Annotated in this window: 20 protein-coding genes; 12 read left to right on the forward strand and 8 right to left on the reverse strand. The window is 27.9% G+C overall.

Going from position 1 to position 23,561, the window contains the following annotated elements:
- Positions 1–47: 47 nt before the first annotated feature.
- The 10 genes from WC356_00620 (at position 48) to WC356_00665 (ending at position 17,670) form a co-directional block, all read left to right on the forward strand.
- Entirely contained in the window at positions 48–1,274 is a 1,227-nt protein-coding gene (locus WC356_00620) for a hypothetical protein (GenBank protein MFA5381641.1), read from the forward strand.
- Positions 1,274–2,125: a hypothetical protein gene (locus WC356_00625; GenBank protein ID MFA5381642.1), complete on the forward strand. Its 852-nt coding sequence runs from the start codon at positions 1,274–1,276 to the stop codon at positions 2,123–2,125. The genes WC356_00620 and WC356_00625 overlap by 1 nt, the downstream gene beginning before the upstream one ends.
- Positions 2,126–2,144: 19 nt before the next feature.
- Entirely contained in the window at positions 2,145–4,136 is a 1,992-nt protein-coding gene (locus WC356_00630) for a hypothetical protein (GenBank protein MFA5381643.1), read from the forward strand.
- Positions 4,105–5,169 (forward strand): hypothetical protein, encoded by a 1,065-nt coding sequence (locus tag WC356_00635; protein MFA5381644.1) that lies wholly within the window; start codon positions 4,105–4,107, stop codon positions 5,167–5,169. The genes WC356_00630 and WC356_00635 overlap by 32 nt, the downstream gene beginning before the upstream one ends.
- Positions 5,170–5,171: 2 nt before the next feature.
- On the forward strand, positions 5,172–6,266 hold the full coding sequence (locus WC356_00640; GenBank protein MFA5381645.1) for a hypothetical protein: 1,095 nt from the start codon (positions 5,172–5,174) through the stop codon (positions 6,264–6,266).
- A gap of 1 nt (position 6,267) precedes the next feature.
- Entirely contained in the window at positions 6,268–7,332 is a 1,065-nt protein-coding gene (locus tag WC356_00645) for a hypothetical protein (protein MFA5381646.1), read from the forward strand.
- 11 nt (positions 7,333–7,343) lie between these two features.
- Complete coding sequence (locus WC356_00650) at positions 7,344–12,188, forward strand: hypothetical protein (protein MFA5381647.1); 4,845 nt, start codon at positions 7,344–7,346, stop codon at positions 12,186–12,188.
- Between the two features lie 125 nt (positions 12,189–12,313).
- On the forward strand, positions 12,314–16,375 hold the full coding sequence (locus tag WC356_00655; GenBank protein MFA5381648.1) for a hypothetical protein: 4,062 nt from the start codon (positions 12,314–12,316) through the stop codon (positions 16,373–16,375).
- 4 nt (positions 16,376–16,379) lie between these two features.
- Positions 16,380–16,979 (forward strand): HemK2/MTQ2 family protein methyltransferase, encoded by a 600-nt coding sequence (locus WC356_00660; GenBank protein MFA5381649.1) that lies wholly within the window; start codon positions 16,380–16,382, stop codon positions 16,977–16,979.
- Complete coding sequence (locus WC356_00665) at positions 16,972–17,670, forward strand: TrmJ/YjtD family RNA methyltransferase (protein ID MFA5381650.1); 699 nt, start codon at positions 16,972–16,974, stop codon at positions 17,668–17,670. The genes WC356_00660 and WC356_00665 overlap by 8 nt, the downstream gene beginning before the upstream one ends.
- An 11-nt stretch (positions 17,671–17,681) precedes the next feature.
- On the opposite strand, the gene sepF is transcribed toward WC356_00665, so the two are convergent.
- Positions 17,682–18,047 (reverse strand): cell division protein SepF, encoded by a 366-nt coding sequence (gene sepF, locus WC356_00670; GenBank protein MFA5381651.1) that lies wholly within the window; start codon positions 18,045–18,047, stop codon positions 17,682–17,684.
- A gap of 85 nt (positions 18,048–18,132) precedes the next feature.
- On the opposite strand from sepF, the gene WC356_00675 reads away from it, so the two are divergent.
- The gene (locus WC356_00675; protein MFA5381652.1) at positions 18,133–19,347 is read left to right on the forward strand and encodes an AAA family ATPase; all 1,215 of its coding nucleotides are present in this window, start codon (positions 18,133–18,135) and stop codon (positions 19,345–19,347) included.
- Positions 19,348–19,878, forward strand: a complete 531-nt coding sequence (locus tag WC356_00680) for a hypothetical protein (protein ID MFA5381653.1) — start codon at positions 19,348–19,350, stop codon at positions 19,876–19,878. It begins immediately after the preceding gene.
- On the opposite strand, the gene WC356_00685 is transcribed toward WC356_00680, so the two are convergent.
- Genes WC356_00685 through WC356_00715 form a run of 7 tightly spaced genes read right to left on the reverse strand, consistent with a single transcriptional unit; the run spans position 19,875 to position 23,548 of the window.
- A complete protein-coding gene (locus WC356_00685; GenBank protein MFA5381654.1) occupies positions 19,875–20,411 on the reverse strand; it encodes a hypothetical protein in 537 nt (178 codons plus the stop codon). The genes WC356_00680 and WC356_00685 overlap by 4 nt on opposite strands.
- Before the next feature lies 1 nt (position 20,412).
- Complete coding sequence (locus WC356_00690) at positions 20,413–20,730, reverse strand: DUF1805 domain-containing protein (GenBank protein ID MFA5381655.1); 318 nt, start codon at positions 20,728–20,730, stop codon at positions 20,413–20,415.
- Positions 20,731–20,742: 12 nt separating this feature from the next.
- Positions 20,743–21,012 (reverse strand): hypothetical protein, encoded by a 270-nt coding sequence (locus tag WC356_00695; protein MFA5381656.1) that lies wholly within the window; start codon positions 21,010–21,012, stop codon positions 20,743–20,745.
- A complete protein-coding gene (locus WC356_00700; protein ID MFA5381657.1) occupies positions 20,978–21,766 on the reverse strand; it encodes a metallophosphoesterase in 789 nt (262 codons plus the stop codon). The genes WC356_00695 and WC356_00700 overlap by 35 nt, the downstream gene beginning before the upstream one ends.
- Before the next feature lie 29 nt (positions 21,767–21,795).
- Positions 21,796–22,689, reverse strand: coding sequence for a hypothetical protein (locus WC356_00705; GenBank protein MFA5381658.1), 894 nt, complete (start codon positions 22,687–22,689; stop codon positions 21,796–21,798).
- A 40-nt stretch (positions 22,690–22,729) separates the two neighbouring features.
- Positions 22,730–22,921, reverse strand: a complete 192-nt coding sequence (gene spt4, locus WC356_00710) for a transcription elongation factor subunit Spt4 (protein ID MFA5381659.1) — start codon at positions 22,919–22,921, stop codon at positions 22,730–22,732.
- A 9-nt stretch (positions 22,922–22,930) separates the two neighbouring features.
- Positions 22,931–23,548, reverse strand: a complete 618-nt coding sequence (locus WC356_00715) for a DNA-directed RNA polymerase (GenBank protein ID MFA5381660.1) — start codon at positions 23,546–23,548, stop codon at positions 22,931–22,933.
- Positions 23,549–23,561 lie beyond the last annotated feature (13 nt).

The raw sequence follows: 23,561 nt of genomic DNA on the forward strand, positions 1-23,561 counted from the left end.
ATATATATAAGGAGAGTTTATATATTTTTTCTTTGTTATTCTTTTCGATGAATAAAAACATTTTACTTACCTTACTATTATTTATTGGATTTATTAATGCTTCTAGTTCTTCTTTGACTTTAAATTTTACTCCAATTTTGATTGCATTATTAATCTCATTAGGTATTGCAGGAATACTTTTTTTAATATCAAAATTAACTCAATCACCACATACAGAAGCATGGGCAAAGACTGAAATATTTGAAGTGTTTGTAACAATTTTAATAGCTTTAATTATCTCGTTTTTTATGTTTACTTCTAATATTTTACCTGCAATAACAGGACATGGAGATAGTTATAAAGATATTACAATTGGATATTTAGAAACACAAAGGTCAGATTCAATAAATACTTTCTATGTATTAAGCAGAACAAATTTTATATTAACTAAATATAGTGCATTTTCATATTCTAAAACTTCTTCAATTCCATTTGTAGATTGGCTATATACTGAATTTGAATCTAGGTCTCAAAATTTTGGTTTAGGGCCATTAGTTTCAAAATTTAATAAAAGTTTTGAATCATTAGGACAAGCAATTTTTCTTTTAACTGCACAAAAAATAATATTACAATACTTATTATATTCTATTCCAATTTTCTTTTTGCCTTTGGGCCTTGTTTTAAGGGCATTCCCATTTACAAGAAAATTTGGAACAATTATTCTTGCTCTTTGTATTGCTGGATATTTTGTATTTCCTTTATCAGTAGTTTTCGCTGGTGAAGTATACAAATCCGTTTTACCTGACGAGGTAATAAATAATCAATTAACAATTATTCAAACTAAAAGTGCAGAAATAGATCCTGGAGATATTCCATTTAAAGGATTAATCTGCAGTCCTGTTTCTGCTGCAATAGCAGTATTAGGACAATTTGGATTTATAGTTGTAACCTGTGCTGCTATTTGTGCGATTGGTTTAATATTTTTTGGAGCTGGATTTGCTGCTTGTTATGCTGCATGCAAACCAATAGCAGAAATAATATATTATGTTGCTGTTCCTTTCTTTCAATATACTTATGGTGAAAGATTAGCTGGCTGGGCAATAATGGAAGGTGCGGTATTTGATACTACATATAATTTAATTATGGATATTATCTTGCCTCTAGTTACTTTGCAATGGTTATTAGCAATAATTACTCCTTTGATAACAATACTCTTAACTATTGTATCTTTAAACAGTATACAAACAGCACTTGGAGCAGATATAAGAATATTTGGGTTAAGCAGGTTGATATAATGAAAAAAATAATCATTGCATTTTTATTTTTACTTTCTTGTGTTTTTGCTAGTTCTGATATTATTTTAAATTCAATAAATTATATAATATTAGCAATTACATTATCATTTGCGATTATTGCTTTTGTATTTATGATTGGGCGTTTAACTAACCAAATTAAATTAATACATTGGGCTAAAACAGAGGTCATAAATATATTTATTTCTGTTTTTTTAGTTGTACTTTTATTAAGTGGGATGTTGGTATTTTTAGAACTTGAAGGAGATGTTTTTGAAAAAGCGTATGTTTATTTAGACAGTCAAACATCTAAAGGAGTCTCTTATATATCTGAATTAACAAGAAGCAGTTTAAATGATCAATTTGAAAGTACATATTACGCATTTATAGGAACACCAGCAACTTCTTCTGGAGGCGCAGGAAAATCATATAGAGCATATTATTTAGCATATAGTGCACAAAAGGATATTGTAACAAATATTGTATTTGCATCAATAATAAGTTTAGAAATTCAAAAAATAATTTTACAATTAATAGAAACTTTTTCATTTACTGCATTTTTACCAATTGGATTAATTTTGAGGGTTTTTCCTGGTACAAGAGATATTGGTAATTTTATTTTAGCATTTATTATTGGAGCAGCATTTATACTTCCTTTAACATATTCTATGTACGCTAGTGCTCCAGGACCAAGTGAGTTTACTGCTAATGTTCCTTATGATTTTGCTATGGGAGATGTTACACCAATAGCTGTCTTGCTTCCGCAAGCAATATTTTTTCCAAATTTAAGTTTAGTAATTATGACAACAGCAATAGCTGCAATTTATAAAGGATTTAAACAAATACTGATGTAAAATAAAAAAATGATGTAAAATGAAAAAAGAAATTTTATTTGCATTGATTTTATGCATTTTCTTAATTAATGGAAATTGGCTAACAAACGAATCAATAACAGATGTATATAATGAAACAACAAGTGAGGGTTTATTTATAAACGCAACACAAGGAGGAATATTAGAACCAGGTTCAGTTATTACAAATACTTGGCTTAAAAATTGGATAATACTTGCAATTATAGTTATTTTTATTTCTCTTGCATTTGTTGCACTTTCATTTATGATAGCAAAAACTTTGAATATAGCAATATTAAAAGCTTGGGCAGATGTTGAACTTTCCCAAATACTTGTTTCTGGAATTATACTTGCAATAATTATAATTGGATTAGGATTAATGGACATTGGTTCTGAAATTTTAGTTCAACAAATAGCAGATTCGTCAGGTATTTCTTGCAGTGAAGGTCAACAAAAATCAATTTGTTTAGCAAATATGTATTTAGATGATATGTTTGATATTACAAATTCTGCTTCTAAACAATTAATGGAAGAAACTCTAGAAATAGGAAGAAGAGCTTCATTAAGACAAGGATGGGCATTACAAACCCTTCCTTTTATGGCATATTCAGAATCTCCTGATGCAGCTTTAAAATTAATAATTGAAAGAAATACAATTTTACTAGATCATTATGGAACTATTTTATCTTCGTTAAAAGCACAAAAATATTTTTTAAATGCAATTGGATTTACAATTGGTCCTTTGTTTATTGTATTAGGATTAATTTTTAGATCATTCTTTTTAACAAGAAAATTAGGCGGTTTATTAATCGCTATTGGATTGGGATTAATAATTGTTTTACCTTTAACATATGTTTTTGTAATGTTTACTTTATCAGTACAAGTTTATGGGGATGAAATGCTTGCACCATTAAATAATGAATGCCCAGCTGAATGTTTAGAACAATATCCTTTAGCATATAATTCTTCAAGTGGAGAAATAATTAATTCATTAGCTCCTTTATCAACATATCTTCCAGAAGGAACTACATTTTATGATTATTTACCTAATGATACAATTTGGGAAGATATAGCAAATAATCACAGTTTAGTTTTATGTGATTCAGTATGTACAAACTGCTCTTTAGGTTGTAGAGAATTACCATTAACATCTTCTCTTTGTTTTTGTGATGAAGAAGCTTGTAATAATTGCCCGGTAGAATGTAAAGTAATTAGAAACAGAACTGACTGTATTGAATCAAATTCAACTAATTATTGTCCAGAATATATGTGCCCAAATGAATGCAAAATGGATTTAACACCAGCATTAACTAATTGTTGGTCTATTGAATGTGAAAGCTGTCCTGCAGATTGTAGATTTAATTATGCAGATGGAACAGATAGAACAACAACACACCCACATTGCCCTGATGAATGTAATTATTGTAATTGTAATGTTATTTTACCTTCACCAAATCAAATAGATTGTGATATTGCTTGTGGAGATATATATTGGGAAAGAACAACTCTTGGCTCTCTTGCTACTTCAAGCAGTTGTCCTACTGGATGTTTAGCTTATTTACCAGAAGCAACCTCTGCAACTGGATGTGAAGAATGTGCTGGATGTAATCCTGGATGTAGATTTAATGACGCAAATTTAAGAGACCCAAATTGTACTTTTAATGAAGCTTGTAATAATTGTCCAAATGATTGTATGGTTGATGAATTACCAATTAATATATGTAATGGCTGTTGGGATTGTGAATCTGATTGCACAACTTTACCTGCAATAAGAACAGATTGTGCAGATGTTTGCGGAGAATTGAAAGGATTTTATGATATAAGACCAAAAGAACTAGTAGATAAACTTGAAGGGGCAGAAGGTGAAACAAACACAAAAGCATTAGGAATTTTATTATTCCCAGCATATATTTTACCTTTAATAAGTATTATACTAACAATTGCATTTATTAGAGGATTTTCTCAATATCTTGGTGGTGATTATGAAATACCTGGATTGGCAAAACTCATTTAAAATATTTTTAATTGCACTAATTCTGTGCTCACCTCTAGCTTATGCTGAATTTTTAGATTCATATACTGAAACAGAATTAGTTTCATGGCAAGTAATGACTTTAATAGCAGTTTTTGTTTCATTCTCATTAGTAATTATTGGATATATAATTGCGTATGTATTACAAAACCAACAATTAGAAGCATTATTTAAAAATGAATTAACTCAGGTAATAATTACTGGTATTGGAATTTGTTTATTATTATTTATTTTAGGTATTTTTGAAATTGGATTAATGCCTGCAATTAATGAAAGATTAAATGGAACAGAAACAACATTACAAGCTTCTTCTCAACAAGTAATAGTAAATAAATTAAATAGAATAGAAGAAAGATTTGAAGGTTTAATATCCTATACAGATAAAATTTCAGAACAAGGATCAAAATATGCTTCATGTAGTTTTTGGAGTGTAGGTTTTTATATTGGGGGCTGTTCAGGATTAAATGTAATTCTTGGTCCATTAACAATGGGATTAAACGCAGTTGCAATAGGAATAACTGATGTCTATTCATTATATTTATTAAGTAGAGTAGCTGTGTTAATTTATACTTTTCTTTTACCATTAGGAATATTCTTTAGAACTTTTCATATAACAAGACAATTTGGTGGTTTTTTAATTACTGTTGCATTAGCATTTGGAATAGTTTTTCCAGCATCTGTTTTATTTTTAGAAGTTATCTCTGTAGATTTTTTTGAAAATGAATTGCTTATTCCAAGAAATCCAGAACATATTACATATATTATTGATGAAGGTAATGTAGAAAGATGTGATGAATTTTCACCAGATTTTAATGATCATATTTCTCCAAATTTAAAAAATGAACCAGGACTTTTAAATAAAAACACATTAGATATTTTAGGTGCTGAAATAATAGTAGATATAATATTGTTCACTTTAATTATAATTATAATTTTATTAACTTTTATAGGTGCGACTGTTTCATTCTTTGGAGGAACAGTTGATTTAACAGGTTTAACAAGATTATCGGTGTAAAAATGAATTATAAAATAATATTTGCATTGTTGATTTTTCTTTTCTATAGTGTGAATGCTTCATGCGGATATGTTTTTCCAAGCATAACTGAAAATTGGCTTTTACCAACAATTATTGCTGCTCTTTTAGCATTAGGTATAATAATTATAATTTATATGATTGGAAAATTAACTGAAAACCCAAGATTAAATGTTTGGGCGCAAACAGAAATTAGTCAAGTAATTTTATCTATTATTATTGCTGCTCTTATTTTTAGTGGAATGTATTGGTTTTACACAGAATCTTCAGCATTAACATTATCTGCTGGCATATACAAAGGAACAAGCCCATATGTAGGAGGAAGTATATATGAAACCTCATGTGAGTATTTATCAGATTTAGCAGAATATTCAAATGATGTAATGTCATTGATTAGATATAATATTGCTGTTGCAAATATACGTGGTTCTTTAAATGAATTTGGATGTAAAACAGATGAAATAGATAAAAATCCTTATGGTTGTGCTATGGCATTTTTAGGAGGCCCATCAACAAGCTGGAATAAATATTCAAGCAATTATAATTATCTTTCTTTGTTTAATACTTCTTTAAATATAGCCACTATTTGTTTTTTCAATACTTTATTTTTATTGTATTTACTTCAATTTATCCTTACTGCTGATGGCTTTTTATTTATTTTATTGCCTGCAGGAATAATAATTAGAACAATTCCTTTCTTGCGCGGATTAGGCGGATCTTTAATTGCAATAGCAGTAGGATTATTTTTGTTTTTACCTTTTATGATTACTTTAGAAGCACTGATATTTGGAGATATTCTTCAAGCAGAACATAGTTCATTTACATATCCAGATGAAAGCAGTTTAGAAAATGATTTATGGCCAATATCTCTTGGGGATTTAGGGGAAATTATTGATTGGAATACAGTACCAGAATTTTCTACAAATCTTGAAATTATTTTTAAAGCAACAACGCATATATTTTTAGCTGGTGTGTTTTTACCATACTTAGGATTTGCTGGTGTAATAATAGTTACACGTGATTTATCAAAACTTCTAGGAGAAGAAGTTGATATAAGTCGTTTAGCGCAGATGGTTTAATATGGAAAAAAAATTAATGTTTGTATTTTTGTGTATGCTTATTACTAGCATAAGTGCGGGCATATATAATGAAACAGAAGTACTGCCCACATTAGAAACAAAATGGATTGATTTAGGATGGATACTTTATGGAATTATTACAATTGTATTATGTATTGCAATTGCAACAATAGTTTATATAATTGGCCATGTACTTGATGCTCAAAATTTAAAAAGATGGAGTTTAAGTGAAGGATTAAATTCAATTGCATCTGCAATAATGATAATCTTATTAATATTGTTTTTACAGCATGCGTTTTCTTATCTCACAGATTCTTTATTAGAAGGTAATATATTACAATGTAAAGGAATGGAACACGAAGCAGCAGAACCAATTATTTTTGCTAAATGCAGAGTTGAAGAACAAATAGTAGTTTTAGATGATTTATATGATCAGATTTATGTCACAACTGCCGCTTGGGAAAAACAAGCTTCAAGATGTTATTCATTTTTAGGATTTACTGTTTGGTGCGGAGATTGGTATGGTAATACAAGAAAACAAATTGAATCAGGATATTTATTAACAAACAAAATAATACCTTTAACTATTGGATTACATTCTGTTTGGGTATTTTTAGATTACATATCTAAAACAATGTTAACTATTTTCTTGCCTTTAGGATTATTATTGCGTGCATTTCCAATAAGTAGAGGTGTTGGTGGATTATTAGTTGCAATAGCAATTGGTGCATATTTTATATTTCCAGTTTTGTTTGTAATGTTAGACCCTTCGTTTACTACAAGACCTGCTGGAATTGATCCACCATTTTTAGATAATGCATATGGGTGCTATCCTGGATTTAAAGGAGGGATTGTATTATCAAATGTAATTAATAGCCAAGAAACATACGAATATACAATATTTAGTTTTCAAAGAATTGGAGATATTCTTGTTGAAATTACAATACGTGCATTATTTTATCCATTTGTTGCTTTTGCAGCATCTATTGCATTAATACTTGCTTTAACTCCTTTATTAGGAGGAGATTCGGGAGATACATTAAGATTAATAGGAAAAACAATTTAGGTGATAAAAATATGAATAAAATATTTATTATAGGAATATTAATTTTTTCTTTATTATTATTTGGTTGTGTAAATTATGATAATAAATATATCCCTTGCTGTACTGCGCCTATTAATATCTCAATTTCAAATATGAGTAATTGTTCTTTATCAAATGGGACAATTGTTGAAGCATTATGTGATATTGAATTAGATGATGAAGGCAATGTTATAGGTGGAAATTGCACTTATGAAGAAAGTTATATGGATTCAAGAGATCCATTAAGAATAACTTTTCCAATATGTACACATGCACAATTTAATCCATGTATAAATGACCAATGTGTTGCAATGGTTTGTGGAAAAGGTTCTTATTTACCTTCTTTATCTGCATCTGTTTGTGAAATTACTGAAAATCATACCTCAGTAATGATTCAACAATTAAATAAAACAGAACAAAATCTAATGAGAGAATTATACAAAACATTTTGTGATTTTAAAGTATTAAATACAAAAACAACAAATGAAATTAAAAAATCAAATGGTGAACAATGGTTAAATGCTTTTAGATTTGGTATAGGAACAACATTTTCAGAATTTGAAGAATCAAGATATTATTTCCCTGTGTATGATAAATTAACTTATCTAAATCCAATAGGAGATAAAGATAGATTTATGAATTATTTAGTTCCTTCATTTGAAGAAACATATTTAAGATCTACATGTACTTATAGCGATGTTCCTTTTTATTCATTTACTGAACCTAAATGGTGGTGTTCTGATCAAGATGGAAATATTTTACATTTTTCAGGCACTTATGCTGAAGCACAACATGAATGCGAACAAACATGCGCTGAAGAATGGGGATATTCATTATTTACAAAATGCACATATCTTGACGCAGGAGTAAATTCTGCTTGGATGTGCACAGATAGATTAGGAAATAGCACCACATTTAATGAATCATTTTTCCCAGATACATATACTGCAAGAAGAGCTTGTGAATTATTTTGTGATAGAGCATGGGGAGCTGCAACAACTGAATGTACAACAACAGAAAATCATCCAGTATTTATGGATGATAGAGGTTCTTATTATTTAGATGTTAATTCTATTCTAATAAATCAAGATTCTACTGATTATGTTATGGATACTGTTTATGATTTAAATAGAAGTTTTTATGCTGATGAACTTGAAAAACTTTGGGGATATCAAAAATGGTCTGGATATACAGATGGGGATGGAATTCACCATTCTGGAATGATATTTGAATGTAAAAATGGAATTGAATGTTTATCTGGATTGTGTACAAATGATTGGGGATATCAAAGAGATGTTTGTTATGAAGATGGAAATCCAAGTGAAGATATAATGTGCCATTGCAGGGAATTAGAAAATGGAATTATAATTTGTTTTACTGGAACAGCAGATGTTAGTGGAACAGAAACAGAAACTACAATAACAGGTTGCGAAGGAGAATATGAAACATTTACAAGTGATAGTGCAAGACAAGCATGTGCATTGGGATTAATAGATGAAGAATACTGTAATGGATGTTATATGGATTCTGCTTATCTTGAAAAAGATAAAACACATGAGATACAAAATAGTATTTATGAACCTATATTTTTAATGGGAGAAGGATTTACTTACGCTAATCTTGATGTTGAAGACTGTATGGCTGGTGAATTTCAATGTATCGCTGGAATATGTCAAGAATGTTCAGAATATACACTTGAATTTGAAAACTGCGGAGAATTAGATTCTACAACCTTATCCTGTACTTCTAACTTAGATTGTATTGGTTGTTCTTCAGATGTCAATGTTTGGAGAGATAGAAAAGTACGTTTTTGTACAGATGGTTCAGATAATGAATTATTAACAGATATTTCTTCAATTAATCCAACATTAATACCTGATCCTCCAGAATTTGGTTCTGATGAATCTAATTTTGCAGATTGTTGTGATGCTAATTGTTGGGGAACTACACCTTGTGATAATTTTATTGAATATTATGATTTCTCAGATGTTATTTGTAATATAACAATTGATTCACCAAGTTATGTAAGATTTAATTCTAATACTTTTGGAGGTGTTGAATTAAGTGGATATATTGGAGAAGAAGATGAATACATTTATGTTGATCCTGAATTTATTGATAATATTTATTTTGTAAGTAGATGTAATATTGAATATGAAATGGAAACTGCGCCTTGTTTTGATGAATGGTATGCTGCATATGAAGGAACAGGAACATGGGAATCAGTTGAAGATTGTTTAACTGAAGATCCATTAACATTAAAGTGGCTTGATTGGTATGTTTTACCTTCACATAGTGATAATCCAATTCCAAGTAATTTTAGAGTTCCATTTAGATATAAAATAACAAGCTGGGGAGATTGTGCGCAAGATACTGAAACTAGTATAGAACATAATGTTATGCCTGATTTAAAGAGATATGGTTGGTGTGAACCTTCTACAATGGTTACTATGGCAGTTCAAGAAGTAACTGTTTCAGATAAATATACACATTATTGTCCAGATGAATGTACAGATTTAGGAATAAATAAAGGCTGTAATTGTGATGGAGAACCTTTAATGTATGAAAAAGGAACTATTGAACCAAGTGTAAAATATTTATATGATAAAAAAATAGAACTTCAAAAATTAAATGTTATGCCTATCTTAATAGCAAAAGATCCTGAATTATATGTGGGAGTTTCTGTTGGAGAAAAATGCGCAAAAAAAATTACAGAAATGGTCTCTATGTGTTTAGATGAAGAGTACCCAAATATTTTATTATATGATGGCTGGTGTTATAAAGACGGCTATTCACCATCAAATTGTACCCAAGAGGTAGGAATTTATAAATACAATACTATTGGTTCAACATATTCAACACTATTAGAACCGTATTTAAAAACAACAGATCCTCTTTATGGGGGATATGGGATTCTAGATACAGGAACAGAAATTATTGTAATTGGAGATATTGGAATAGATAGTGATGATGAATTAGATAAAAGAGCGCAGGCAATAAAAAAAGAATGTCCTAATTGTTTAGTAGCAATACATGCAAAAGCAAATCAAGAATATAATGGATATAATAATTTAATAACTATGTTAGATACTTTCTTTGGTTATGACTCAGAAGATATTTATGGTTTGGGTTTAAACAAAGTTAGATTAAATAATATTGATTTAATAACAACAGATTTTAATGTTGGTGAATTTGATGATTCTTTTTATAGAGATGAATCCGGTTATTTCAAACCATTTGATGAAATAACTAATGGAATAATAGATGCACAAATAGATTTTCAAAGACAATTTTTACAAAGATATGAAAAACCAAGTTTAATTTTAAATTTAAGTTTATTCACAAGATCTGCAATAATTGGTGATATAAATCTCATACAACTAAAAACAGGATATGATTTTGCAAAAGGAGGGGGAATAAAAGGTTTATCTATAGATGCTAGTGATGGAGAAAGATATAAAACAAATTATAATTGCGACACCAGTACTCAATTAACATGTAACTCAACAGAAACAGGATTAGGATGTATAAATTTTGGATGGTATGCTTCTACCCCTGATTGTGGTGATGGTGGTTGTGGGTGGTATACTGATTATTCAGCTTGGATGCCATGGAATATTGGTGGGGATTGGACATGTGGAGTTGATGGCAATACAAAAATTCCTTATGTTGGTTCTGCTACTAGTTGTAGCCCAAGATGTCATGTATACAAAGTAGTAAGAGAAGTAAAATTACCAAGCAGGGATTTATTAACAAGCGCAAAAATAACAAAAATATGTAGAGACGACTGTTCTGCTTTAGAAGTAAATGGAGAAGAAGTTCATCAAGATACTGGTATTTGCACAGGAGCAAAAGGATGTACTCCTGTTGATATTGATATTCTTGATTTAGTTGAATCTTGCGATGAAGATGAATGTAATAATACATTTTCAATTTATGTAATGGATTGGATGCATTCACAAGTTGGCGCAAAATATGAAATTGAATATACAAAAGTAGAATATAGTGATTCAATATTCAATGAAAATTTCACAGATTCTTTTTATGAATATTTATTTACAAACCAAGCAGATTTAGTGCAAGCAGGAATAATAGGAGTTGTTTATTCTGAATGGCACGATGAAGGAGATGGAACAGGATTAATTTTAGGAGAAGATGGAAAAACAGAACACTTTTGCGCGTTACAAGAAAATTCAAAAGAATTAATCGGTATGGACACTTATGTTGGTTATTCAAAAGTTTATGCTTGGGAAGATTCTTATTGTGCATGTTTAGAATGCACTGCATCTGAAATTGAATTAGGACTTTGTGGAGATGGGACAAATTCTCATATTTGTGAAGATGGAAAACCTTGTGGGGATGGCTCATTAACTGATGCAGATAATGTTCAATGTATGCCAATGTGCGCAAGAACACCAATAGGAAGTTATACTGATGAAGAAGGAATATTTCACAGACCACCTGCATCAGATGAATTTACTTGCGAAATGTGTAATGAAAGTATAAAAGAATATGATTGTAAAATATATTATTCTGATGGAACAATTGAACAAGGCCCAGCTGGACAAATTAAAAATTTAACAATTTGGGATGCAGATATATTAGGTGCTTTACCAAAAGAATCAAAATGTTGTATGATTGATCAATTAAGTGGAAATTTATTTACATACACAAAAACAAATTGGGCACAATTAAATAATGAATTAATTATATATCCAAAAAATGGAGATGAAGGACAAGATTGTGGAAAAATAGAACCTGTTGAAGATATAAACATGTGTCCTGGATCTCCAAGTATGCCAAGAAGAAGAGGTGAATTAGTTTGTTCTGTGAATTAAAAAACAAAATAATATTGAGTTTTATTCTGTTATTATTAATTATTAATTTATCTTATTCTGCGCAAATAAATATTACTAGGCCCCTTACAGAAAGAATTTATTCACCATTCATTTACTGCTATCCCATGCAAAATTGTACAAGTTCAAATGTCACACAGGCAAATATTATTGCTATTTTATCTTCAAATGAAACTACAATGCAGATTAATGGATTTTTATATTATGAGAATGAAACAAGATCAAAAATAGGTATTGAAAATGCACAGCTATTTGTTAGATACTCATGTAAGGATGGAACAAAAAAAATATATAATATATATTCAAATGGAGATGGAGAATTTTTATTTAATTTAAACCAAATAAGAAATAATTGTTCAAATTGTACAACTATCACTTTCTATTATTGTCCAGGAGAAAAAGACAATTATGAAATATTAACACAATGTTTGGGCGAAACAATTGACGCAAGTAATTTTCCAGAAACTTATACTGGATTTGATGATAGTTACATAATTGAAGAATATGTTAATTACACCACAGCAACACAACCAGTAAGATTTTGTATACCTTCAATGACTGGGGCAAGTGATTTTCTTTGCGTTGGGATATTAATCATTTTTGGAATATTAGGCGCATCTTTATTTATTGCTGGTAGAAATCCTTTATCTTTTTTTAATTTTGGGGGGCCAAGACCACCAAGAGGAAGACAATACAGAATGAAACCAAAATCAGTTTCATTAACTATGTTAGCACCAGCAGGAATTGCAGGAAGATTGGTTGGATTTGGTATTGGAAAATTAGCTAAGAAAGCAGAAGCAAAATCAGAAAGCAAAGCACAAAAAAGAGCAGAAGCAAAAGCACAAACAAAAGCTATGACTGAAAAATCAAAAGGACAAGAAAATAAAGGAATAGCAAGCACAGGAAGTGGAGATAAAGCAAAATTAACTAGATTTACTGAAGGGACAGTAAAAACAGCAGGATTTATCAGGACTGTTAAATTAACTATTCAAGGAGTCCCAAATAAAATTGCAGTGAGTATATTTGGTGAAACAGCTTCAGATATACTTTTTGGAGCAGGAACATCACAAAGCGCAAAAATGGCGGCTCAAGTAATGGCTGGTTTAACAGGAAAAGAAGGAGGAGTTGGTTTATCTCAACAGATGATTGCAGGCCCACCAATAGATTATTCAACTTCATTATGGCAGGACATTAAAAGTGGTTTATCATACTTAGGAGACTATTTCTTACAAACTATGTTAAATAGATATTCTGGGGGATTCTTAACTTTTGGAGCAATAAATAAAATTAAAGCAAAATATATTTATGGACCAGGGAAATGGTTATTGGGTATATCTGGAATTGCTAAGGTTTTAAATTTAAATATATTAACCAAGAAAGAAAGAGAATTTATAAAAGAATATAATGGAGAAATAATAACTAAAGATAACTTATCTTATTCTCCAAATGGAAAATATGTAATTATAAAAACCACAGAAGGAAAAGAATTTAAATTAAGAACAAAAACTTTAACACAAGTTGGATATGCATTAAGAATTCAAGGTTCTGGATTAGAAGAAAATGCAAGACAAGGTTATTTCGTAGGAGTAGACTCTTTAATTAATAATTTAATTTCTGGCGCATTAGTACAAAATATATCTAATAATACAGAAGCAATTAATTCTGAATTTAAAAAAATGGAAAACAAAATAAAAAGTTTAGAAAAGGAAAAAGAAAAAGCAGATCTAAAAAAGCAGAAGATAATTGAAAAGGATATTGCTGCAATTAAAAGAAATAAAGAAGGATTATTATCATATTATGCAGAAAATACGTTAGGAAAAGGATTTGATTTAAATAAAGAACAAAAAAATACAATTATAACTGGATTTGAAAAAGATGGTTCTATAAAAAATGCTATTGATGGATTATTAAATAAAATAAATCAAGGGAGTATAGAATTATTAGGAATGTTTGCTTTAACAAGACTTTTAATGCATAATGCTTATTCTGTAGGAAAAGAAAATATAATTTATAATGAATGGGAAGAAAAATATAAAAAACAAAAAGAGAAAGAAGAAAAAGAAAGGACAGAATTAGAAACAAGAAAAAGTGAAATTGAGAATAAAAAAGCATTTATTACCTTTGGGATTGGTGGATTGTCTTTGGAAGAACAAATAGAATATTTAAAAATTGAAAAAAGGTTAATTGAATTAAATAATACATTTAAAACAGAAGAAAAAGAATTAATTGATAAAATAAATAAATTAAGTGGAAGATTAAATGAAATAAATAATGAAAAAATACAGGAAAAAATAATGGATTTAACAGCTAAATTAAATGCATTAAAATCTGTATACCAAGAAGAATATAAAGAATTAAAACAGACCATTACTGAGTATTCAGTTCTTTCTATAACATCAATAGGTAACACAACAGTAATACATTCACAATTTACACAAAAAGGAATGTATGAAGAAGCAAGCAAACTTTCAGACCTATTTGAAAAAACACAAAAAGAAAATGATAAATGGCTATTGGAAGGTGTGATTAATTTTGGCTCTTTAAAAACAGATTTAGATATACAAGGGATGAAAAACACACTAGAATATACACAATCAAAAATTAGTTTATATAATAATGCAATAAACCCACTATACAGAATAATTAATGAAGAAGTAGCACAAATATTAAAAGAAGATAAACAATTTAAAAATGAGTTTAATATGTTTATTAATAATATAGAAAAGGAATTAAACGAATTTAATGAAACAACTTATGGAGAATACAAACAAAAACAAGATGAAATATATATAAGTTCCATAAAAATGATGTCTATAGAAATGCAAAAAGAAGAGATAAATGAACAGATACTTGCACTTGCTGAAAATATACCAATACCAAAAGAAAATGAAATGCCATTTAAAGAATCAGAACAAAAAGAGATATATCAACAAATAGATGATTTAAAAACTGATTATATTAAATTAGAAAAACAAGAAACTGAATTAAAAAAACAAATAGAAAAACAAGAAACTGAAGCAAATTTATATTATTCTAATTTTTCAGTTGAAGGTTATAATATTTCATTTTATGTAATGGATAAATATATAGAAGAAAAAGAAAAACCAGATTTAAAATTAGATGTTGATAAAAATATGCCAATAGCAACAACACAATATGAAATATATACAGACTTTAAAAATATGAAAAAAGAATTTGATCAAAAATATGATAATTATAAAACAGCAGAAGAAAAAGAGAAAGTATTCAATGAAATTTCAACAGATTATGAAATATCTAATTTATATATAGATTTATTTAGGGCAAATAGAGAATTTATCGAAGAATACACAAATTGGACAGATAAACAAAAAGAAAAAAGAGAATACATTGTAGATTCTTGGCAAAATTTAAATAATGAAATAAGAGACATCCCAAATATAAAAGAGAATAAAGAATATTTCCCAAATACATTTAGGGAGTCAATAGAACAAGCAAAAAATACTATATATTCATTTGGAGAAGCACAAGCAGAAGAATTTAATAAAATAGACCAAAAAACATTTAGGAATTTAATAACTGGGGATATAATTGGATCTATTGGATCAAATATCTTTGATAGAACTTATGGAGGATTAACACAAGAAATAGGAAAATTAGGAAAAAATATAGGAAAAGCATTTACTAAAAAAGACTGGGAAAATGAAGAAGGAATAAAACAATTTAATAATAATATTGAAAATTATATTGAAGCAAGAGAGAATACAAAAGAAATAATCAAAAACTTTGATAAAAATGAAGATGAGACAGTTAAAATGAAAGTTGATAAATATTTAGCAAATTATTTAAAAAATTCAGAAACCACAGACATTTCAATATTAGAACAGTATATTAAGGACCCATCAAATAAAACAAATATTGAAAATGTTGATTTTGTATTAAATTCAAAAGAATTAAAAGAAAAAATAGAAAAGCAATTAGAAACACACACAATAGAATCTCACAGACAAGATGCATATGGAAATTCAGACCAAGTAGAAACTAATAGTTATAAAGCAACAAAATATAAAAAATATGCAAAACAAATAGATAAATTATATAAAAGAGTTACGGAAACTAAAGATGAAAAAGAAAGAGCAAAAGCAAGGAAAGAATACGAAGAATTAGTAGAAAAAATAAATAACAGTTGATTAAATGACTAAAACTTATTATGAAAAATATGAATTTATAGATGACTCAGAGGTATACGAACCTAGAGAAGATTCATTTATGCTTGCAGATTATGTAAAAGGCATAAAAGGAAGAGTATTAGATGTTGGAACTGGGTGTGGAATTCAAGCAGTAATCGCATCTAAAACAGCAGATTATGTATTGGGTATAGATATTAACGAAAAGGCAGTAACTCTTGCAAAACAAAACGCAGAAAAGAATAAATGCGATAATTGTGAATTTAAAAAAAGTGATTTATTTGAAAATATAAAAAAAGATGAAAAATTTGATATAATAATTTTTAATCCACCTTATTTACCAACAGAAAATGAAGATAAAATAAAAGGAGAGCTTAATAAAGCATTAGATGGAGGAAAAGATGGAAGAGAAACTATCGATAGATTCCTTAAAGAAGTAAAAAATTATTTAAATAAAAATGGAAAAATAATATTAGTCGATAGTTCATTAGATAATACAAAACAAACAATAGATATTTTAGAAAATCAAGGGTTTAAAGTTAAAATTTTAGAAAATAAAAAAATGTTTTTTGAAGAATTAAGTATATTAGAGGCAGTATATGAATAAACTTCAATTTAAATATATTTTTATTGAACCAGAAGGTTCAATGAATATTGGTGCAATTGCAAGAGTATTAAAAAATTTTAAAGTAAAACACATAAATATCATTAATCCACAATGCGAAATATTAAACAATGAATCACTAATGTTTGCTAAACATGCAAAAGATTTATTAGAAAAAGCAGTAATATATCAAAATTTAGATGAAGCAGTAAAAGACTGCAATTATGTTGTGGGAACAACAGGAATTCTCTTAAGATTTAAAAAAACATTTAGAAATCCAATTTCTATTAAAGAATTTAAAAAACATGAATTAAAAGGTAAAATAGCACTATTATTTGGAAGAGAAGGGATTGGATTAACAAAAAAAGAAACTGATTTATGTGATTTTTTAATTACTATCCCAACAAACAAAAGATATCCAGTAATGAATTTATCGCATTCAGTTGCAGTTCTTGCTTATGAATTAAGCAATTTAAATTATATTTCACCAACAAAAGAAGTAACAAAGAAAGAAAAAGAAAAATTATTAGAATCATTTGATTTAATTGTTGATAAATTTGCAGCTGAAATGAGAAATCCAGAAAAAGTAAAAATAGGATTTAAGAGAATAATAGGCCGATCTTTTATAAGTTCAAAAGAAGCAGTTTCAGTATTATCTGTACTAAGAAGAGTGAATAGAAAATTAGAAAAGTAGATAAAGAAGGATTACTTCTTTATTCTTTTAACAATTTTTACTTTAGAAGGGGTTAATAGTATTTTATCATTATCTATTCTTGCTATATCTCCACCTGCTTTTGAAACATATTGTTTTAAGGCACCAACAGACGCTTTTAATTTATTTGGCCATTTTGCCATTTTTGAAACATTTAAAAGCACTATATTTCTTGCCTTTAATTCTTCAACTATGGATGTAACATCACTTTCTCTTTCTAAAGAAATTGGTTTTACATAAAAATCTGCTGGTTCGTGAAGAACATCTACTTCCTCCATTTCTACTGTATCCATGTATTCTTCTAGATCAAGACTTTTACTTAATCCGAGTCCTCCTGAAATTTTTTCGAATAAACCCATTTATCTCACCTCATTAGTATTACCTTAACTAATTTTAAACATAAAGAATTAAAAGGATATTTCTTATAAATGTTTCTGTGATACTATGCCTTCATTTTCAGATATACTACAAAAAGACAGCATTTTCATAGATAGAAATGTGCTTTCTCCTCATTATATACCGGATATACTCCCTTTCAGAGAAAAACAAATAGAAAAAATAATGACTGTTCTTTCTCCTGCTTTAAAAAATGAAAGGCCACACAACCTATTTGTATATGGTAAAACAGGCACTGGAAAAACTGCATGTATTAAAAATATTATGAAAAAGTTTAAAGAAATGGAAAAACACGATGCAATTATGACTTATGTTAACTGTAAGGTATATAATACAAGATACAGAATAATACAAAAAGTTGCAAAAACATTTATTTCTGAATTAGATAAAAGTGGATTTGGATTAACACACATATATGAAAAATTAGCTTCTTGGATAAAAGAAAATAATATTAAATTAATAATAGTTTTGGATGAAGTTGATATGACTAAAGATCTAGATGATTTAATATATACTTTAACAAGAGTAAATGATGAATTAGAAAAAGGATGTATTTCATTATTAGGGATTTCAAATAAATTTTCCTTTAAAGATGAATTAGACCCTAGAAGTAAAAGCAGTTTATATGAAACAGAACTTGTTTTTGCATCTTATACTACTATACAATTGCAAGAAATTTTAAAACAAAGAGCTAATTTAGGATTTAAAAAAGACACAGTCGAAGAATCTGCAATAAATTTAACTGCTGCAATAACTGCTACTGAAACTGGTGATGCAAGATATGCATTAAGATTATTACTAAAGGCTGGAGAAATAGCAGAAGAAACTAATAAAAAGAAAATAACTGATTTTGAGGTTGAAGAAGCAAGAAGAAGTGTAGATGAAGATATGGCAGCAGAAACAATAATAACTTTACCAGAGCATCAGCAATTAGTTTTATTATCAACAGCAGAGTTAGATTTAAGAGGAAGCAATTATGAAAAATTAAATGAAGATGAATCTGGATTTTTGTTATCTGGAGAAATTTATGAAGAATATAGAAGAAACTGTAAAAAATATAAGCAAAAACCTAGAACTGCTAGATGGTTTCAAGAATACTTAAATGATTTAGAAATGCTTGGTTTAATAACAATGATTGAAAGTGGAAAAGGTATAAGAGGACATACAAGATTAATAAGAATTGGATATTCTTCTGATAGTATAAAAAATATTATTGATAGAAATTTAAAACGCGGGGGAATACCTCAAGATTCGGTGATGTAAATGAAAATTTATATTTTAATATTTTTATTTATTTCTTTATTATTTTTTGGGTGTTTGGCTGTTGAAGAAAAAAAATGCTTGGCAATGTCTGAAGGAGAAACAAAAGATGAATGTTATACTTTTTATGCAGTTGGAGAATATTTAAAAACAAATGATACTTCAATTGAAAAAATATGCAAAAATGAAATGAGCAATAATGAATCAAGTATCCTCTGTTATCAAGCCTTGGGTGTGGCTGCAGCTCATCAAGATCATAATTTTCATGCAGTTTCTTTTTGTGAAGAAATTTATTTTATAGAAAGTAAAGACAGCTATAATAATTTAATAGATTGTTTAACTGAAGTTGCGGTTATAATAGGAGATGAAACTATTTGCGAACACGCATCTAATAGATTTGATCCGGATAAATCTCTTTGGTCAAAATTACTTTTTACACAAGGAGTTTCAACAAATATGAAATTAGATATTTGTAAAAAAAGAGCGCTTATGACAAAAGCGAGAAAAGAAAATTTACCAATAGAATTTTTTTAATTTTTATTATATAATCCTTTTTTTCCTATAAACAAGCCAAACATTCCAACCAAAGGAATTATTATATGAAAAATGATTAAATTTGCATCTATATTAGGAGCTGAAACACCAAAAAATGGTGAAATAATTAATCCTAATAAAATTAATATTCCAAGCATGAATGCAAGTGAAGATGAGATATATAGTAAAGTTATCTCTATAAATACTAAAACAAACTTTCCCATTAAAATAAGATAAGTATGTGCTGCAGGCGAGTATAAATCATTAAAAGCCTCAGCCATTAAAGGAAAACTTAAAAATAAAATATTTAATGCAATTAAAAAAAATGAAAATATAGATATTAATAAATAAATATTCAAAGCTTTATATGGATTATATTTAGATTTATCCATTTCTTTTTTTACTATCTTTTCTAAACATTTAAAGCAGACTTCTTTTTCTCCTACTTTTTCTAAACTGGATTTAGGATAGATTTTATGACATTTGGAACATTTTCCTGTTGATTCTTTTATTTCCTGTTTAGCACCTTTCAAATTATTCACCTTCCATAATTTCGAGTGCTTTTTTAATGCTCATTCCAGGTCTTATACCTAAATCTTCTGCCCAAGTAGTAACACTTTTAACTTTTGCTTTTTCAAAGTCATCAAAAGATTTTACATTAGATACAAAACAAGCAATATCACCAAGTTTTTCTGCTGCTCCAAAATCAATATAAGTAGACGCCACGTATCCATGTTCTGCTTTGATTATTAGTAAGGGTATAGTTCCTAACTCCAATTTGAAACCTTTATACTTTTTATCCCCAAAACTAACTGTTTCTTCCGTAATATTTACTATTGAGGGATCAACCATTTAATACCTCCTTTATATTTCTTCTCTTCGTCTTGCAGCTTCTTTTTTCTTTTTTTCAAAAATTTTTCTATGTTTTGCACAACTTATACAATAAGTTTGTTTTTTTGTATACATCGCAGAATCTTGGTATGGATTTACGTAATCATCATCTTTATCTGATTCTCTCAAATCAGTTGAAAATTTAACGTGCTTTGCATAATCTACTGCTTTATTTCTCGGAACTTTCGCTCCACAAGCACAACAAGTTTCAAGTTTTTCTTTTCCTCTTCCTTTTCTGCCCATATTTATCACTCCTCTTCAATTGCCCAAGACAAATACCTTTTAATGTATATATTAATAGACTATTCATTTTAAATACTTTATTCTTAAAAATTGGTCCTAACCCAATTTTTTGTTCATTTATTGCTTTTCCAAACAAAACAGGATTAAAAGTTGGTAAAACAATCAACTTGCATTTTTTATTTATATTTTTGTATTTATTTTTTGCATTTTTTTCATTAATATCTGAAATTAAAAATACTTTTTCATAATATTTTTTACCTTTTTCATCTTGTAAAAGAAAATGCGCATGTTCATGTGCTAAAATTAAATAATCACATAATAATAATTCATCATTTGGCCAAGCATGTCCGTGCGCTAACCCAATTTTCAAATTATTTTTACAAATATAAACTACTCCAGAACTAGAATGAATTTTAAGGTTTAAATTTTTTGGTAATTTTTCTAAATTCACATCATGATTTCCTTTTACAATTTCTATCTTTACTTTTTCTGATAATTTTGTGAAAAACAAAAATAATTCTGGAGATAAATCATAAATATCCTCTTTAACATCACCTAAAATAATTATTTTTTTAATTTTATATTCATATATGAGGGCAAATAATTCTTCCAATAATAATTGTGTTAGATTTATTATCTCTTCTCCATTAGGAATGATTTTTTTCTCCGCGCTTATATGTAAATCTGCTATTACTAAAATATTATTATCAATAATTAGCGCAGGCTTATCATAAATAAATTTAATTTCTTCCATAATTAAATTACAATAAAAATAAATAAAAATTAAAGTCCTATTTCAAATGGTTCATTTTTTTTAATTTCTTTTAAATTTTTAATTTCTCTTTTAAAAGTTATAAAATCTAATTGCTCAAATTCTGGGAAAACAATTGATATAAATCCATAATTTTTTAAATCATTAAATGCAGATTTTCCATATTTCTCCAATGTATCTAAAGTATATTGCTCTCGTCTAACATCTTTAAATCCAAGTTTAACTTGATTTAAAAAAAATTCAATAGATTCAATATCTAATTTTGATTTATCTCTATATTTATGTTTTAACATTCTTAAAAATATAATATAAAAATCTCTTTTTGGTTTATTTTTAAAAAGAAGTGTATTTACAGAAACCATATTATTTAATAAATCAAAGTAAAACTTAGAACTAGAAGGAGTTATTAAAGTTATTTCATTCATTGCAATATGTTGAAATGAACCTAAAAATGTAGCTATTGTATTAAATGAAAAATCAGATCTTGAAAAATCTTTATATAATTTATCTTCGAAAGACCCTTCTCCAGGTATTGTTAATAAACTCAATTTATATTCCCTATTCTTAGTTTCCATAAACACGATTGGTTTTTTTCCAAATGTTGATGTTGAGACTATTTCAAAATCTGTGTTTGTAGTTATTTTTGATACTAATTCCTCAATGTTTCCATCCACCATTAAATCTAAATCTTTAGATATTTCCCAGGACCCCACATATAATATTCTACATATGTCTCTTAAAGTCCCACCAAAAAGAAAACAAGGTTTTTCACAAGAATTAGATAATTCAGCTAATAAATTTATTCTATTTTTAAATTCTTTTGGGATTGAAGAATGTTTATAAAAGATATTTGTTCTAATTGAAGCTTTTTGAAATCTAGAATCTTTATTTATTATATTTTTCATAAATTAATAAGAATTTTTGTGTTTAAAAAGGTTTCTTTGTTTATCTTTTTACACGTACTGCATAAGTTCCTGGTAATCTAGCGCCGATCTTTTGCGCTAATTCAGAATTTACATCTAAAACATAAATTTTACCATTAAATTTATCTGTAAATTCTTTTTCTCCGCAAGCAGGACATTCTTTTTCTGTTTCTACTAAATATTTACAATTTTTACATGCTTTTAATAAACCCATGATATTCACCTATTTTTTCTTTGCAGTTTTAACTGGTGCTGGTTGTTTTATTTTTTTATCTTCTACTTTCTTTTTATCATCAACTTTTTTATCTTCTTTTTCTATCCATTCATCTTTTCCTAATCCTTCTGGTCTCATAGTTAAACCAATTTTAATATCGTGAATAGTATTTTTCAAACTAACAGTAGATATTTTCGCCATAACTTTGTCTCCTTTTTTCAAAGATTTTTTGGATTCTTTTCCTGTAAATGCAGGTATCTTTCTATTATATGTAAGAAAATCATTTGTTATTTGAGATAAATGAACTAATCCTTCAACAGGACCTAATCCTAAGAAGGCACCAAATTCAACAATTTCTGTAACTTCTGACTCTACTACTTCATTTATTTCTGGAGTATAACTTAAAATTTCAAATTCGATTTCAAAATATGCTCCGCCATCACCAGGTATTACTGTACCATCAGACAATATCTTAACTTCTTGTATTCCTAAAATAATACCTAAATCACGATCTACTTTTCTTTCATATTTTTCAATTAAAATTTCTATAATTGCATCATCTAATTTCATAGAAAAATATTTTGGGGGAACTCTAACTTTATCTTCAATTCTAAATAATTTATACATAAATTCACCTACT

Source organism: Candidatus Micrarchaeia archaeon (genome assembly GCA_041653315.1).
GTDB lineage: Archaea > Micrarchaeota > Micrarchaeia > Anstonellales > JAHKLY01 > JAHKLY01.

What these genes read in the sequence shown, in the direction of transcription:
- WC356_00620 (MFA5381641.1), top strand. Translation starts at nt 48, where the DNA reads ATGAATAAAAACATTTTACTTACCTTACTATTATTTATTGGATTTATT.
- WC356_00625 (MFA5381642.1), top strand. Translation starts at nt 1,274, where the DNA reads ATGAAAAAAATAATCATTGCATTTTTATTTTTACTTTCTTGTGTTTTT.
- WC356_00630 (MFA5381643.1), top strand. Translation starts at nt 2,145, where the DNA reads ATGAAAAAAGAAATTTTATTTGCATTGATTTTATGCATTTTCTTAATT.
- WC356_00635 (MFA5381644.1), top strand. Translation starts at nt 4,105, where the DNA reads ATGAAATACCTGGATTGGCAAAACTCATTTAAAATATTTTTAATTGCA.
- WC356_00640 (MFA5381645.1), top strand. Translation starts at nt 5,172, where the DNA reads ATGAATTATAAAATAATATTTGCATTGTTGATTTTTCTTTTCTATAGT.
- WC356_00645 (MFA5381646.1), top strand. Translation starts at nt 6,268, where the DNA reads ATGGAAAAAAAATTAATGTTTGTATTTTTGTGTATGCTTATTACTAGC.
- WC356_00650 (MFA5381647.1), top strand. Translation starts at nt 7,344, where the DNA reads ATGAATAAAATATTTATTATAGGAATATTAATTTTTTCTTTATTATTA.
- WC356_00655 (MFA5381648.1), top strand. Translation starts at nt 12,314, where the DNA reads ATGCAAAATTGTACAAGTTCAAATGTCACACAGGCAAATATTATTGCT.
- WC356_00660 (MFA5381649.1), top strand. Translation starts at nt 16,380, where the DNA reads ATGACTAAAACTTATTATGAAAAATATGAATTTATAGATGACTCAGAG.
- WC356_00665 (MFA5381650.1), top strand. Translation starts at nt 16,972, where the DNA reads ATGAATAAACTTCAATTTAAATATATTTTTATTGAACCAGAAGGTTCA.
- sepF (MFA5381651.1), bottom strand. Translation starts at nt 18,047, where the DNA reads ATGGGTTTATTCGAAAAAATTTCAGGAGGACTCGGATTAAGTAAAAGT.
- WC356_00675 (MFA5381652.1), top strand. Translation starts at nt 18,133, where the DNA reads ATGCCTTCATTTTCAGATATACTACAAAAAGACAGCATTTTCATAGAT.
- WC356_00680 (MFA5381653.1), top strand. Translation starts at nt 19,348, where the DNA reads ATGAAAATTTATATTTTAATATTTTTATTTATTTCTTTATTATTTTTT.
- WC356_00690 (MFA5381655.1), bottom strand. Translation starts at nt 20,730, where the DNA reads ATGGTTGATCCCTCAATAGTAAATATTACGGAAGAAACAGTTAGTTTT.
- WC356_00695 (MFA5381656.1), bottom strand. Translation starts at nt 21,012, where the DNA reads ATGGGCAGAAAAGGAAGAGGAAAAGAAAAACTTGAAACTTGTTGTGCT.
- WC356_00700 (MFA5381657.1), bottom strand. Translation starts at nt 21,766, where the DNA reads ATGGAAGAAATTAAATTTATTTATGATAAGCCTGCGCTAATTATTGAT.
- WC356_00705 (MFA5381658.1), bottom strand. Translation starts at nt 22,689, where the DNA reads ATGAAAAATATAATAAATAAAGATTCTAGATTTCAAAAAGCTTCAATT.
- spt4 (MFA5381659.1), bottom strand. Translation starts at nt 22,921, where the DNA reads ATGGGTTTATTAAAAGCATGTAAAAATTGTAAATATTTAGTAGAAACA.
- WC356_00715 (MFA5381660.1), bottom strand. Translation starts at nt 23,548, where the DNA reads ATGTATAAATTATTTAGAATTGAAGATAAAGTTAGAGTTCCCCCAAAA.